The 14,302-nt window shown below is 63.6% G+C and carries 14 protein-coding genes and 1 other RNA gene; 6 read left to right on the top strand and 9 right to left on the bottom strand.

Annotated features, from left to right (window positions below):
• Positions 1–34 precede the first annotated feature (34 nt).
• The 3 genes from ruvA to QX071_RS06945 form a co-directional block, all read right to left on the bottom strand.
• Positions 35–652: a Holliday junction branch migration protein RuvA gene (ruvA, locus tag QX071_RS06955; protein WP_315701629.1), complete on the bottom strand. Its 618-nt coding sequence runs from the start codon at positions 650–652 to the stop codon at positions 35–37.
• Positions 649–1,176, bottom strand: coding sequence for a crossover junction endodeoxyribonuclease RuvC (gene ruvC, locus QX071_RS06950; protein WP_315701630.1), 528 nt, complete (start codon positions 1,174–1,176; stop codon positions 649–651). Before ruvC ends, ruvA begins: the two co-directional genes overlap by 4 nt.
• Positions 1,177–1,260: 84 nt before the next feature.
• On the bottom strand, positions 1,261–2,007 hold the full coding sequence (locus QX071_RS06945) for a YebC/PmpR family DNA-binding transcriptional regulator (protein WP_315701631.1): 747 nt from the start codon (positions 2,005–2,007) through the stop codon (positions 1,261–1,263).
• 236 nt (positions 2,008–2,243) lie between these two features.
• Here QX071_RS06945 and QX071_RS06940 point away from each other — a divergent pair, with 236 nt between their 5' ends.
• Together QX071_RS06940 and QX071_RS06935 are read left to right on the top strand one after the other, a co-directional pair.
• The gene (locus tag QX071_RS06940) at positions 2,244–3,944 is read left to right on the top strand and encodes a methyl-accepting chemotaxis protein (protein WP_315701632.1); all 1,701 of its coding nucleotides are present in this window, start codon (positions 2,244–2,246) and stop codon (positions 3,942–3,944) included.
• Between the two features lie 50 nt (positions 3,945–3,994).
• Positions 3,995–5,419, top strand: coding sequence for a methyl-accepting chemotaxis protein (locus QX071_RS06935; protein ID WP_315701633.1), 1,425 nt, complete (start codon positions 3,995–3,997; stop codon positions 5,417–5,419).
• On the opposite strand, the gene QX071_RS06930 is transcribed toward QX071_RS06935, so the two are convergent.
• The 4 genes from QX071_RS06930 to QX071_RS06915 all read right to left on the bottom strand — a co-directional run bounded on the left by QX071_RS06930 (position 5,420) and on the right by QX071_RS06915 (position 8,566).
• Positions 5,420–6,244: a TIGR00282 family metallophosphoesterase gene (locus tag QX071_RS06930; RefSeq protein WP_315701634.1), complete on the bottom strand. Its 825-nt coding sequence runs from the start codon at positions 6,242–6,244 to the stop codon at positions 5,420–5,422.
• Positions 6,245–6,246: 2 nt separating this feature from the next.
• On the bottom strand, positions 6,247–6,834 hold the full coding sequence (locus QX071_RS06925) for a 5-formyltetrahydrofolate cyclo-ligase (RefSeq protein ID WP_315701635.1): 588 nt from the start codon (positions 6,832–6,834) through the stop codon (positions 6,247–6,249).
• Between the two features lie 92 nt (positions 6,835–6,926).
• A non-coding RNA gene (ssrS, locus tag QX071_RS06920) (6S RNA) lies at positions 6,927–7,087 on the bottom strand.
• A gap of 378 nt (positions 7,088–7,465) precedes the next feature.
• Positions 7,466–8,566, bottom strand: coding sequence for an IS4 family transposase (locus tag QX071_RS06915; protein WP_315701243.1), 1,101 nt, complete (start codon positions 8,564–8,566; stop codon positions 7,466–7,468).
• 647 nt (positions 8,567–9,213) lie between these two features.
• On the opposite strand from QX071_RS06915, the gene QX071_RS06910 reads away from it, so the two are divergent.
• From QX071_RS06910 to QX071_RS34015, 4 genes are all read left to right on the top strand, one after another.
• Positions 9,214–9,669, top strand: coding sequence for a DsrE family protein (locus QX071_RS06910; protein ID WP_315701636.1), 456 nt, complete (start codon positions 9,214–9,216; stop codon positions 9,667–9,669).
• 152 nt (positions 9,670–9,821) lie between these two features.
• Positions 9,822–10,103, top strand: a complete 282-nt coding sequence (locus QX071_RS06905; RefSeq protein WP_315701637.1) for a hypothetical protein — start codon at positions 9,822–9,824, stop codon at positions 10,101–10,103.
• Positions 10,082–10,456 carry a DUF6678 family protein gene (locus QX071_RS06900; RefSeq protein WP_315759775.1) on the top strand — a complete coding sequence of 125 codons (375 nt, stop codon included), beginning with the start codon at positions 10,082–10,084 and terminating at the stop codon, positions 10,454–10,456. Before QX071_RS06905 ends, QX071_RS06900 begins: the two co-directional genes overlap by 22 nt.
• A 193-nt stretch (positions 10,457–10,649) precedes the next feature.
• Positions 10,650–10,988 (top strand): DUF6438 domain-containing protein, encoded by a 339-nt coding sequence (locus QX071_RS34015; RefSeq protein ID WP_409977524.1) that lies wholly within the window; start codon positions 10,650–10,652, stop codon positions 10,986–10,988.
• A 270-nt stretch (positions 10,989–11,258) separates the two neighbouring features.
• Here the strand turns inward: QX071_RS34015 and QX071_RS06895 are convergent, their stop codons facing one another.
• Complete coding sequence (locus tag QX071_RS06895; RefSeq protein WP_315701638.1) at positions 11,259–12,881, bottom strand: MDR family MFS transporter; 1,623 nt, start codon at positions 12,879–12,881, stop codon at positions 11,259–11,261.
• Positions 12,882–13,065: 184 nt separating this feature from the next.
• The gene (locus tag QX071_RS06890) at positions 13,066–14,217 is read right to left on the bottom strand and encodes an HlyD family secretion protein (RefSeq protein WP_315701639.1); all 1,152 of its coding nucleotides are present in this window, start codon (positions 14,215–14,217) and stop codon (positions 13,066–13,068) included.
• Between the last annotated feature and the right edge of the window lie 85 nt (positions 14,218–14,302).

Genomic DNA, 14,302 nt, shown 5'->3' with positions numbered 1-14,302 from the left:
AGTCCTTCATCGGTCGGCACTGGCCGACGATAGCCTATTTTGCGAGCTCTTTGAGACCGAGCCGGATCAATTGCGCCGTCTCGGCTTTGTCACCTGCCGTTCGGGTCGCCGCCGCGATCGCAGCCGCGGCCTGCGGCTGGCCGTAGCCGAGATTGATCAGGGCCGAAATCGCGTCCGCGACCGGCTGGGGCGCCCGCGCCTCGTCCAAGGCGCCGGACAGGTGGACCACGGCCGGATCGACGCTGGCAAGCTGCGGCGCCTTGTCCTTCAGTTCGGTCACGATGCGCTCGGCCACTTTGGGGCCGACGCCCGGCGTGCGCGCCACCGCCGCCTTGTCGCGCAACGCGATCGCATTGGCGAGGTCGGCCAGCGGCAAGGTCCCGAGCACGGCCAGCGCGACCTTGGCGCCCACGCCCTGGACCGTCTGCAGCAGGCGAAACCATTCGCGCTCGGCGTCGGTCCTGAAACCGAACAGCTTGATCTGATCCTCGCGGACATAGGTCTCGATCGAGAGCACCGCCGCCTCACCGGGCGATGGCAGCGCCTGCAAGGTGCGCGTCGAGCAATGCACCTGATAGCCGACGCCGCCGACATCGAGGATCACGAAATCCTCGCTATAGGAGTCGATCAGGCCCTTCAGCTTGCCGATCATAACCCCGCCACCTTCCTTCGCAGCGCCGCGCCCTGGCGATGGTGGGCGTGCGTGATCGCGATCGCCAGTGCATCGGCTGCGTCAGCCGAAGGCGGATCGGCCTTGGGCAGCAGCAGCTTCAACATCACGGCGACCTGGTTCTTGTCGGCATGGCCGGCGCCGACCACGGTCTTCTTCACCTGGTTCGGCGCATATTCGGAGACAGTGATGCCGTACATTGCCGGCGCCAGCATGGCGATGCCGCGCGCCTGCCCAAGCTTCAACGTGGCGACGCCATCCTTGTTGACGAAAGTCTGCTCGACGGCCGCTTCCATCGGACTGAACTCGCCGAGCACGCGGGCAAGTCCCTCATGGATCGCAAGCAATCGGCCCGCCAGCGGCAGATCGTCAGGAGGCTCGACAGAGCCGCAGCCGATGAAGACCAGACGATTGCCCTCGCTCTCGATCACGCCCCAGCCGGTCCGGCGGAGGCCGGGATCGATGCCGAGAATACGAACGGGTGAGCGAATCGGCTGGACGGTCATGCTGTAGTGATAGCGTCCGTCCGCCTGAAGCGAAACATAAACAGAACGGATGACGGCCGGTGTGCGCCCTTGGTCAACAGAACGCTAACCGCCCATCTTGGCCATCAGGGCGTCCGAGATGTCGAAGTTCGCATAGACGTTCTGAACGTCGTCATGCTCGTTCAAGAGATCCATCAGCTTGAGCAGCTTTTCGCCGGTCTCGTCGTCGACGGCGACCGTATTCTGCGGCTTCCAGGTCAGCGCCGCCTTGCGCGGCTCGCCGAACTTGGCCTCCAGGTTCTTGGCGACCTCGCGGAAGTTCTCCGGGGAGGCATAGACCTCGTGGCCGCCTTCGCTCGACACAACGTCGTCGGCTCCGGCCTCGATCGCTGCATCCAGCATAGCATCGTCGGAGGCGACACTGGAATCGTATTCGATGATCCCGACCCGGTCGAACATGAAGGACACCGAGCCGGTTTCGCCGAGGTTGCCGCCGGATTTGGTGAAATAGGAGCGGATGTCCGAGGCGGCGCGGTTGCGGTTGTCGGTCAGCGCTTCGACGATGACGGCGACGCCGCCGGGTCCATAGCCCTCATAGCGGATCTCTTCGTAATTCTCGCCCTCGCCGCCGAGCGCCTTCTTGATCGCACGCTCGATATTGTCCTTCGGCATGTTCTCGGCCCGCGCATCCACGATGGCGGCGCGCAGGCGGGGGTTCATGGCCGGATCCGGCGTGCCGAGCTTGGCCGCGACGGTGATTTCGCGGGCCAGCTTGCCGAACAGTTTGGACTTCATCGCATCCTGCCGGCCCTTGCGATGCATGATGTTCTTGAATTGGGAATGGCCGGCCATGCGAAGTCTCTTCGGAATCGTCTGGGGAATTGGGGGAGCGCGGCCTTATAGGCCGGCGATGATCAAAATCAAAGATGGTAGTGCAGAGGTATTTTAGTAGAGCTTCTCTGAAGCCATTGTTAACCATCAGATGCAAGGATGGATCCTCAGCCGTCAATGCATACAAGAGAGCCCCGATGCCGTTCGCGTGGTTCGGAAGAGGCGCGCCGAAGCGCGCTGCACCGGTGGAGGAAATCATGGCACCGCCGGCAGCCCCAGCGCTGGACTCGCGTGGCCAGGCTGAGGCCGAATCGGCCAAGGCAATCCTCGAACTCCTGGAGCTGGAACTCGGCGGCATGATCCGCCAGCTCGAACGCGCCGCAAATTCGGTGGCGAGCGGCGCCGAGGCCACCGCCAGCACCCTCACCGATATCCGCACGCGCGCCGATGCACTGACCCAACGCAGCAGCGCCGCGCAAGGGACCGCGGCAACTTTCGCTGAAGCCGCGGAGAAGGTCACCCGGTCGGCGCACGACATCGGCACCCAGGTCCGCGGCGCCGGCGCGCTCGCCGATCAGGCGAGCGCTGCCGCCCAGGAAGCCAGGGCCAATGTCGACCGCCTGCGGGAGTCCTCGGCTGCGATCGGCAATGTCGTCAACCTGATCGCGCAGATCGCCCGCCAGACCACGCTGCTGGCGCTCAACTCCACCATCGAGGCGGCCCGTGCCGGCGAAGCGGGCCGCGGTTTTGCCGTGGTCGCCACCGAGGTCAAGGCGCTGGCGGTGCAGACGCAGAATGCGACGGAGGAGATCACCAAGAAGATCGAGGCACTGCAGAAGGACGCGAACGGCTCGGCCGACGCCGTGCACCGGATCGCGCAGGCCATCGAGGCGATCCGGCCGGTATTTGCCAATGTCGACGGCGCAGTCGCCGAGCAGAACCAGACCACCGGCGAGATCTCCGACAACGCCACCCAGGCGTCGGGCTTCATCGCCTCCGTGGTCGACAGCGCATCCGAGATCGAGGGGGCGACCAAGCAGGCCGAAAGCTACGGCGAGCGCGTCAGCAGCGCGGGCAAGGCCGTCACCATGTATGCGCAGAAACTGAAGGCCCGCGCTGCGGTGCTGCTGCGCCAAGGGCAAGGCGAGGACAAGCTGTCGAGCCAGCGCCTGCCCTGCCATCTCAAGGTCGAGATCAAGCTCTCCGGACGTACAATCACTGCGCCGGTCTACGAGATCGGCAATGACGGCATCCTGATCACCGGGCCCGATGCAAGCCGACTCGCCGTCAACGAGCGCTTCGGCGGAGTCTTGGAAGACGTGGGTCCCTGCACACTGCGTATAACCGAGCAGACAAAGGCCGGCGCGCAGGCGCGGTTCGAGGCGAACACGCCCGATCTGCGCGAAAAGGTCGAAGACAAGCTGTGGGCGCTCCGCGAGGAGAACAACGAATTCGTCGCGCGCGCGATGGAGGCCGGGACCGAGCTGACCAGGATGTTCGAGAGCGCGGTCGCCCGCGGCGAGCTCTCGATGGATGACATGTTCGACGCCGACTATGTCGAAATCCCCGGCACCAACCCGCAGCAGCACCGCACCAGGATTCTCGACTGGGCCGACCGCGCCTTGCCGCTGTTCCAGGAAGCCTTCCTGGCCAAGGACCCGCGAATGGCGTTTTGCGTCGCCATCGACCGCAACGGCTATCTGCCGGTCCACAACAAGATCTACTCGCATCCGCAGCGGCCGGGCGATGTCGCCTTCAACACCGCCAACAGCCGCAACCGCCGCATCTTCAACGATGCCGCCGGCCTTGCCGCCGGCCGCAACGAGCGGCCTTATCTGATTCAGAGCTACGCGCGCGACATGGGCAACGGCAACACCGTGATGATGCGCGAGATCGACGTGCCGATCCGTGTCCGTGGCCGCCATTGGGGCGGCTTCCGGACGGCTTACAAATTATGAGTGCGAAAAGACCAGCCGTATTTTTCACTTCATTCTGACGGAGCCTTACGATGTCGCTCGCGCAGCGCGTGTTCCTGGAAACTGCGGACGCATCCTCCGGCGCCGAACGCCTGATCGACGAGCTCGCCAACCGCATCGGCGGGCTCGGCGTCGAGCTTGCCGACGTCGCCGGCAACGTCCAGGAGGTCGCAAGCCGCGTCGCCCACCAGTCGGAGCGCTTCGGCCATCTGCAGAACACGGCGCAGACCATGGTCGCCGCCAATCACGACATCGCCACGGCGTCCCAGGCGGTGCAGACGGCAGCTTCCGCCGCTGTCGGCGAGATCACGCAGTCGCGCACGGTGGTCGAGACCGCGGTGAAGCACATCTCGGAGCTGATCGAGGCGGTGGACCGGATCGAGAACCGGCTCGGAGCGGTCGGCTCGGCGCTGTCGCAGGTCGCAAAAGTCTCGGTTTCGATCGAGGCGATTGCGAAGCAGACCAACCTGCTCGCGTTGAACGCCACCATCGAGGCGGCCAGGGCCGGCAATGCCGGGCGCGGCTTCGCCGTGGTCGCCAGCGAGGTGAAGAGCCTGGCCGAAGCGACCCGCCAGGCGACGCAGCAGATCGGCGATACGCTGCGCGGGCTCGATGGCCAGATCAAGGGCCTGCTCGGGGAGAGCGGGGAGGCGTCCTCGCGCGCCAAAAATGCCGGCGACGGCGCCCAGCGGATCGAGGACATCATCGCGCGGGTGCAGAACGGCTTCACCCATGTCGGCCAGGAGATCGACGGGGTCGCGCGCGCCGCGACCTCCAATCTCGCGCATTGCGACATGGTCATCACCGAGCTCGCCGAACTCGCCAAGGGCGTCGATCGGTCCTCGATCGAATTGAAGCAGGCCGACAGCCGGATCGCCAAATTGCTCGACCTGTCGGAAGGCTTGATCGCATTGATCGCCGAAAGCGGCGTCGAGACCGCGGATGCACCGCTGATCCGCACCGTGGTCGAAACCGCGAAGGTGATCTCAAGCGCGTTCGATGCGGCGGTGGAGCGCGGCGAGATCACGGTGGCGCAGCTGATGGACGAGAACTACCGTGAAATTCTCGGCACCGATCCCAAGCAGTACCTGACCGACTATGTCGAATTCACCGATCGGATCTTGCCGGCCATCCAGGACCCGATCCAGAAATCAGATCCGCGGATCGTGTTCTGCGTCGCCTGGGCCAAGGGCGGCTACCTGCCGACCCACAATCCGAACTACCGCCTGCCGCAAGGCTCCGACCCGGTCTGGAACAACGCGAACTGCCGCAACCGCCGGCTATTCAGTGATCGCGCAGTCAAAAAGGTCGCCGAGAGCAAGCGGCCGTTCCTGCTGCAGACCTATCGGCGCGACATGGGCGGCGGCCAGTTCGTGCTGATGAAGGATCTGTCGGCCCCGATCTTCGTCAAGGGACGGCATTGGGGCGCCTTCCGCATGGGCTTCCGGCAGAGCTGATCAGCTCCCCCAGAACTCCGGCGCTGCCGGAGAGAGCCGGCCGCCGATCCGCACCGGCGCCACCTTCACCGCAAGCCCGGTCGCATCGTCGGTCTCGACGGCGACGCCGCTCAGCGTCGCCGCTCCCGCCGCAGGCTCGAACCGAGCCGAGGGAATGCCCGAGGTGAAGCGGCGCAGCGGCTCGTCCTTCTGCATCCCGATCACCGAGTCATAATCGCCGGTCATGCCGGCGTCGGTCATATAGGCCGTGCCGCCCGGCAGGATCTGGTGATCGGCCGTCGGAACATGGGTGTGGGTGCCAACGACCAGGCTCGCGCGTCCATCGCAAAAATAGCCGAGCGCCTGCTTCTCGCTGCTCGCTTCGCAATGCACGTCGACCACGATTGCATCGGCCGCCTCGCGCAAGGGACAGGCATCGAGCTGGGCGCCGATCCCGGCGAAGGGATCATCGAACGGCGTCATGAACACGCGCCCGATCGCATTGACCACCAGCGCGCGGGCGCCGGTCTTGGTTTCGACCAAGGCGGCCCCACGGCCCGGCGTGCCGCGCGGAAAATTGGTCGGACGCACCAAGCGCGGGGCGCGCTCGATGAACACCAACGCCTCGCGCTGGTCCCAGGCGTGATTGCCGAGCGTGATCGCATCGGCGCCGGCGTCGCACAGCTCCTGATAGATCGCTTCGGTGATGCCGAAGCCGCCGGCGGCGTTCTCGCCGTTGACGACGACCAGATCGAGCGCCCAGGCGCGGATCAAACCAGGCAGATGGTCCGAGACGGCGGTGCGGCCGGCCCGGCCGACCACATCGCCGACAAAGAGAATTCGCAAATCTATGTGCTCCGGAAGTCGAATGTCTGAGCTTCGGTTAGCACATAATCCAGCGCCTCGTCGTGGGCTAGTGCCGGCACCAGCGGGATTTCCTGCACGGCAAAGGCAAGGCCGACTCCGATCACGTGCTTTGCCTTCCGCAGATGCGAAAAGGTGTAATCGTAGTAGCCGCCGCCATAGCCGATGCGATGGCCCAAGCGATCGAAGGCGGCGAGCGGCACCAGCATCACGTCAGGCGCGAGTTCGGCTGCGGCCGGCGACGGCTCGGTGATGCCGAGCGAGCCGAGCACCAGACGGTCGCCCGGCGCCCAGGCCCGGAATAGCAGCGCGTGTCCCCGAGCCGTGATCGCCGGCAGCGCGAGCCGGGCGCCCTCTTCCGCAAGCTTGAGCATCAGCGGCATCGGATCGAACTCGCTCCGGATCGGCGCATAGCCCGAGACCACCGTGCCGGGCTGAATGGCAAAGGGCAGTCCCCGCGCCGCGATCGTCTGCGCCGCGGCCGTCCGCTCCTCGTTGCTCAACGCGTCCCGCGCCGCGAGCGCTGCGGCGCGCAACTCCTGCTTGGAATGCTGAGCCGCCTTCGACGGCATGCAACGTTATCTCCGCTGGAAGCCCAAAGCGGGCGATCGAACCTCGCAGAAACGCAGGGGATCAGCAACTGAAGGGAGCACGGGAAGGAAAGCGCGAAGCCGCGGACGCCGTTGAAGCGCTCGATCCCGGAGTTCCCTACGAAAGTAGGTGGGCACCATATGTCCGGATCCACGGACCCGGCCAGGGACAGTTCCCTAAAGGATCGATAAGGCCCCGGGGATATATGGCTCCTGACGCGCGCCACAGCTTCGCCGACCCAATGTAACAACGACCTCGCCGCTTCGCCAGCGGCGGCCGGCCAGTCTGTGCCCACAAGTTGGAAGATTTTCGTGGACGGCTTCACATTTCAAACGGCGATCAGAGCACACGCATCGACACTCTCGCGACGCAATTTGCGCCCGAGCTTTGCAATTCGTCACCCTCTTCCTGGGAAGAGGGCACAGGGAAGGCCGCATAGGCGTTAAGGTAGCGCGAGCATCGATTGATACTTGCGTTTTCGAGGAGGCTCGCGAAGGTGGCGCCCCAACGCGCGTTTTCTGCGGCGCAAGCAACGGATGGTTGGTTGTGGAATGATTGCTTGCAGCAAGGATGCAACGAGCTGCTGCAGGACCCGCCAAGCGCCAGGCGTCGTTAAGCGGCCTGCGTCCAGTGGGGAGAGTCCTCGAAGTCGCTGGCAAGCGGCTCGAGCAACAGGATGATCAGGAGGTGGGCCAGCAGGTAGGGCTTGGCAGAGCGCGGATCGGTTCCTGGCGGCGTCTTGAGGCCAATCAGACTCTTCAGTCGCTTGAACCCAAGCTCGATCCGCCATCGCAATCGATAGAGCGCAAGCACATCTTTGGTGGAGAACTCGTCCCGCGCGAGCGACGTGATCAGAATGACCCAATCCGCAGCCTCCAAAGTTTCTTTGGAGATGATGCGGTTTTCATCTTTTGCGTCTTGCCGGGCTTTACGCCGAGAAGCAGCAGCCGCACCGGTGGGCTTCTTGATTGCGACCAGACGCATAGCCAGAGGCGCGCCGCCCTTGCGCTTGATCCAAATCTCCCGATCGACCAGTCCGCGCGCCTTCGCGGCACGCAATTGGGCCATCAGATCGAACGGAAGGCCTTTGGCGTCAAGCCAACGTGCGTTCTTCCAGCCCGCTCGGATCAAAACGTCGGCCCCGGCTTCGCGGACGGCCGCAATGCGGTCAGGTTGCAGATAAGCGCGGTCAGCAATGCGGATCTCGTTCTTGACCACTGGTATCCGGTCAAACGTTTCGCCCTCTTGCTGATCTGTCAGCTCGAAGTGACCAAAGCGCTCATAGGGCAGATCAAATGCGCTATGAACGCGCCAAAGCTCACTGTTCTTGCGCGCAGCCGGTCCCGCCTGAGGCACTGTCGTCGCATCGATGATGCGGATCAGGCGGCCTTGGCTCGCCTTCGGAGCTGCCGCAGCGAGCAAGCCCTCCACCAGCACCGCAAACCAATCACCACATTGACGCAGCCGATAGAACAACGCCACGCTGGTGAGGTCGGCAAGGCCAACAGAAGCCGCCCATGCGGCTGTCGATCTCAGCCCTCTTTCACCCAAACAATAGGCCAGCATCAGCCGAAGTAACGTCACCGCATCTGGAATCTGCCGCCGACGCGCGAAGGCCTTCGTCTGGCGCGCAGTTTTCTCGAGCTGCGCAGCCCCGCCCAGCTGCGCAACCACTCTCGTCCAGTCCTCGTTCAGGAGCGATTCGTCTGCCATCCCCTGTTCGAATCACGGCGGATTCCAACACTCAAGCATAAACTTAACGCCTATGGGGAAGGCCGGGTGCTGGCCGCACCCGCGGTTCGCGTGCAGAAGAATGCACGCGGCAGAACCACAGGTCCGGACCGGACAACCGGCCTTCCCTGTGCGATGGTTTTAACGCTTATACGCGCTCTCCTCGGGGACCGGCGTTCTTGCCCCCGTCGGCCGCTGGACTCGACAAGCCGAACGACCTTGGCACCAGCACCGGGATGCCAGGACCACGCGATTTCGCGTCCGCCGCCATATCAGTCGTCTTGCGCAATAGCGCCGGATATGAGGACGTCCACCGCATCCCGCGCCCAACGTTCGTGACGATCGCGAAGCGCCCCTCTCATGAGCACGGGACGCACCAAAGATCGTCCTGATTTGCCCGACACGACAAGGCGCGTAGCGTGCGACACGTTGGCACGACGGGCAATTCGCGCATGGCGGACATGCACGCAGCAAACCGACATCGACGTGGTGCGCAGCCCGAAAGGACGCGATCCCTCCATTGAAGATCTTCGGCCCTAGCCGTAACAACGCGGGTCGGCTGAGATTTACCGATACGACATCGTACAACAATGACCCGTCCACGCTCTGCCCCACCATGGAGATATGGCATGCGCTCCGTCCTCCAGACGCTCACGGCCGCCTGCGCCCTTCTGGTCGCGGCCCTCAGCCCCGCCCTCGCCGCCGACGCCAAACCCCATCGGGTGGCCATCCAGGTCGATCAGAACGATCCGGCCGTGATGAACCTCGCGTTGAACAACGCCACCAACATCATGGAAACATACAAGGACAAAGGTGAAGAGGTCGAGATCGAGCTCGTCGCCTACGGTCCTGGGCTGAACATGCTGCGCGACGATACCTCGCCGGTCAAAGACCGGATCAAGCAGATTGCCGAGCTCAGCTTCCCGTCCCGCATCAGATTCTCCGCCTGCAACATCACCAAGATGGGCATGGAGAAGCGCGAGGGGCACCCCATCGCCATCGTGCCCGAGGCGAGCCTGGTGCCATCAGGCGCCATCCGGCTGATCGAACTGCAGGAAAGCGGCTGGAGCTATCTGAAGCCGTGAGGGCGAGCGCCGCAGCTTCTCTTCCGACATTATCGCGTAAAGCTGCCGTAGGGTGGGCAAAGCGCCACCTTCGGTGGCGCGTGCCCACGATTACAGGCTATATTGATGAGGATTGCGTGGACACAGCGCATGGAGAGCCAGGACATCGGCACGTGAGCAAAGATAAGCAAAAAAAGCACATGCGAGCTATGGAGTTCTTGCGCAGCGTGAATGCCGAACGTCCCGCTCTGCAGAGCGGGATGCTGATGATCAACGGCAAGAAGCTGGCTCCGGTGATCCGCTATTGCGTGGAGCGCGGTTTGGCGAGAGTTCGGCGCAAACGCCTTGGCAAGAATTCAGGCGTGACGATCTTAGACACCGGCCTGAACGATCATCATGCCATGGAGGCGACTGCCCCTCCTTCAAGGCAAGGATGTCCGAACTTCATCCCGTGATGAACAACACGAAATGGAGAGAATTTCGGACTGCCCTGCTCGAGATCGAATCCGCAACAACTTATCGAACCATGAGCACCAACGGATATTACGCACCGCCGGATGCCGACTGGTTTTATCACTTTCAGGAGGGCGGATACGATGACATTCGATACGTGGATATATTCGCGACCGACAAATCTCACCGCCAAAAGATTCGAAGCGCACTCAAAAAGATCCATCTGCAACGGACGATGGTTTCCGGGTGTATGGATACGTTCCGCCCGGGCAGTCCGTCGACTATCTGTAGCTACCGTAGGGTGGGCAAAGCGCCACTTTCGGTCGCGCGTGCCCACAATCAGAGCCTGTATTAATGAGCAACACGTGGGCACGGCACCTTTGAGTGCTGGAACGTGGATGTGTCACGAACACGCCTTTGCCCAACCTACGCTGCTGTCCATGGCCCGGCTATCGCGTTTAAGCCAAGAGCAGACAAACAGCTGTCACCGTTGAATGGCGCGTTGGCGGAAGTGAAGAGCCCGCGCGGAACTTTGGGGGGCTGCGGTCATGAAAGCGCTGCTACTTACTACCGTCCTGGCGGCCTCGTCGCCACCCGAGACCATCACCTATCATGCAACGGCCTGTCTTGGTTCATGTCCGGTCTACACCGTAAGCGTATCGAGTGATGGGAAAGGCAGTTACAAAGGCGAGAGCCATGTTGCTGTATCCGGAGAACGCTCTTTTCAGGTGAGTCCATCCGAGTTCGAGGCATTCCGTTCGCGTCTTGCACGCTACCGCCCGAAACAAGGACAAGATGTACTTGTCCGACCTGGCTCTGCTCTCTGCCTCGAATACGCGACCGACGCCCCGTCCATTGAATTACGTGGTCGTCGGAAGGACACCTAGATGAGCACCTCTATTATTCTGGCTGTCTCAATCCAAAGGTGCCTGCGGAGATGTGGAGCTCATTGGTACGTGCAACAGGCAGTCTTCCTATCGCTCGCTTCGTGGGCTCAAGACATCAACGATGACCGCGACCTTGTTCCGCTTAGAGTCCACAGCAAGCAAGGGGAGCAAAGCGCCACCGTCATGTAGCCCGGGTGAGCGAAGCGACATACGGGGGGCCGCGCGGGCGGTCCCGCGTGTCGCTTCGCTCACGCGGGCTACGAGCACTTCCTAATGCGCTTCCCCCGCCGAGACGTGCCCGGGCTTCTTCAAGAACATCGCCGCGACCAGGGCCACGATCAGGGCGGCGCCGAGCAGGAAGAAGGTGTCGCTGAAGGCCTGGATGAATGCCTGCTTCTGCACGATGTGGCCGATCGCGACGAAGGCGCGGCGCGAGGCATCAGTGCGGTCGGCGATGCCATGATTGACGAAATACTGTGTGAGCTGATCGAGCCGCGTCCGCGTCGCCGGCTCGAACACGGTGACCGACTGCATCAGCACGTTGGAATGATACTGTTCGCGCTTGGTCAGCACGGTCTGCAGCACAGCAATGCCGACGGCACCGCCGAGATTGCGCATCATGTTGAACAGGCCGGAGGCCGAGCCCGCGTTCTCCGGCTCGATGCCGGCGGTCGCAACCGCCGACAGCGGCGCCATCACCAGCGCCTGCCCGATGGCGCGCACGACATTGGGCCAGAACAGCTGGTCGGCGGCGTAATCGTTGGTCATGAAGATGTTCATGAAGTTGGAGCCGGCGAACAGCACGAAGCCGATTCCGATCACGACGCGCGCGTCGAAGCGCTGCATCAGCTGCGGCACCAACGGGATCAGCACGAGCTGCGGCAACCCCGTCCACGCCAAGACCATGCCGATCTGCTCGGCATTGTAGCCCTGAATGCGCGACAGATATTGCGGCAGGATGAACACCGAACCGTACAGCGCAATGCCGAGCAGGAAGTTGGAGAGGATGCCGAAGCCGAAATTGCGCCGGAACAACAGGCGCAGGTTGAGCAGCGGCTTCTCGACGCTGAGCTCGATAAGCAAAAACGCCGTCAGCGCGAGCGTCGCAATGACCGAGAGCTTGACGATGAAGGGCGAGCCGAACCAGTCGTCCTTGTTGCCCTCCTCCAGCACGGTCTGCAGCGCCGACAGGCCGATCGCCATGGTGACGATGCCCGGCCAGTCGCCCTGGCGGAGCAGCGCAAGCTTCATCGGCTTGGGCTCCAGCGCATACCAGAGCATGCCGACCATGATCGCACCCGGCGCCAGGTTGACATAGAAGATGTACTGCCAACCGAAATTCTCGGTCAGATAGCCGCCGATGGTCGGGCCGATCGCCGGCGCGAACGTCGCGGACAGCGCAAACAGCGCGAGCCCCACCGGCTGCTTGGCGCGCGGCAGCAATGTGATGATCAAGGTGAATGCCATGGGGATCAAAACGCCGCCGGTGAAGCCCTGCACCGCGCGCAGCACGATCATCTGCGGCAGGTCCTGCGCCAGGGCGCAGGCCGCGGACAGCACCAGGAACAGGATCGCATTGGTCAAGAGATAGAGGCGGATCGAGAACACCTGGGCGAGCCAGCCGCTCAAGGGGATCACGACGATCTCGGCGACCAGATAGGAGGTCGAGATCCAGCCGCCGTCGTCGATACCGGCGCCGATCGCGCCTTGTATGTCGGCGAGCGAGGCATTGACGATCTGGATGTTCAACACCGCCATGAAGGCGCCGAGTGTGGCGCCGATCACCGCGATCCAGGTCTTGGCTGAGACGGTCGCAGAAGCGGCTGAACTCGGAGAATTTGGCGAGGCCGAAGCCGCGGACTGCACCGCAGTTGAGGGATGACGAGCGCTCATCGGCGCCTCCTGGAAGATAAATCTCGGACGATTCGTCCGTGGATGAAGTCTGGATTGCGTCGCTTCGCTCGCAATGACGGCCGGGGTTCGCCGTCATGCGCCCACAACTCTCGTCATCGCGAGCGCAGCGACGCGATCCAGTCTTTTGCCCGCGAGCAGCTCTTGCTCGCGGGACGTAAGAACATCAGCCGCCGTGCGGCCGGATGGCGTTGGCGGCCAGCCGCTTGGCTTCGTCGCGCGCGGCGAGCACGGTGGCCTTGGTATCGACGGTCGGCACCGCCGACATGCCCGGACGCAACAGGCCGGTCAGGCCGTGATCGTCGAGCACGATCTTCACCGGCACGCGCTGCACGATCTTGGTGAAATTGCCGGTCGCATTGTCCGGCGGAAGCAGCGCGAATTCGAGCCCGCTGGCCGGCGACAGGCTGTCGACATGGCCGCGCAGGGTCTGGTCGCGGAAGCCGTCGATGCTGATCTCGACCGACTGGCCGGCGCGCACGTAAGTGAGCTGGGTTTCCTTGAAATTGGCGACCACATAGACCGCATCCAGCGGCACCACGGCCATCAGCTGCGTGCCCGCCTGCACATATTGGCCGACACGCAGCGACCGTGCGCCGACCGTGCCATCAACCGGCGCAATGATCTCGGTATAGGAGAGGTTCAACGACGCCTGCTGCTCGACCGCGCGGGCCCGGGCAAGCTGCGCCACGGCCTTGGCGCGTTCGGTGGTGAGCACATCGACCTGCCGCTGCGCGGCAGCGAGCCCCGACTTCGCGCGCTGCGCTTGCGCGTTGCCGGCGCGCAATGCGGCATCGGTTTGCTGCGCCCGCTGCACCGTGCCGGAGCCGGTCTTCATCAGATCGTCGTAGCGGGCGCGCTCCTCCTGCGCGAATTTCAGATTGGCCTCGGCGGCGGCGACATCGGCGCTGCCCTGCGCGATGATCTGCTGCTGCAGTTCCAGCTGCGCATCGAGGTTATGGACCGAGGCGTCAGCCGCGGCGACGTCGGCGCGGGCCTGGTCGAGCGCCGTCTTGAAGTCGCGATCGTCGATCCGCGCCAGCACCTGGCCGGCGCTGACCTTCTCGTTGTCGCCGACCAGCACCTTGGCGATATAGCCGGACACTTTGGGCGAGATGATCGTGGAATCCGCCTTCACATAGGCGTCGTCGGTCGACTCCAGGTAGCGCCCGACGGTCAGATAATCGTAGCCGTAACGGGAGGCGGCAACGGCGCCGAGCACCAGCAGCAGCCCGAGCCCAGCCCGCTTGATCGCCGTGCGCGATGGGCGGAGACTCGTTTTCTGTTTTGCTTCAGAGACATAGGCAACATTTGACATGGCTTGCTCCGGACGCTGCGCGTGACAGAGGCGCCGTCCTTTGCAGCTGTAGATGCGATGTCCTGCGGCTCGTGATAATCCGTCC

The organism is Bradyrhizobium sp. SZCCHNS1022 (genome assembly GCF_032484835.1).
GTDB lineage: Bacteria > Pseudomonadota > Alphaproteobacteria > Rhizobiales > Xanthobacteraceae > Bradyrhizobium.
This window is presented reverse-complemented; position numbering and strand designations above follow the sequence as displayed.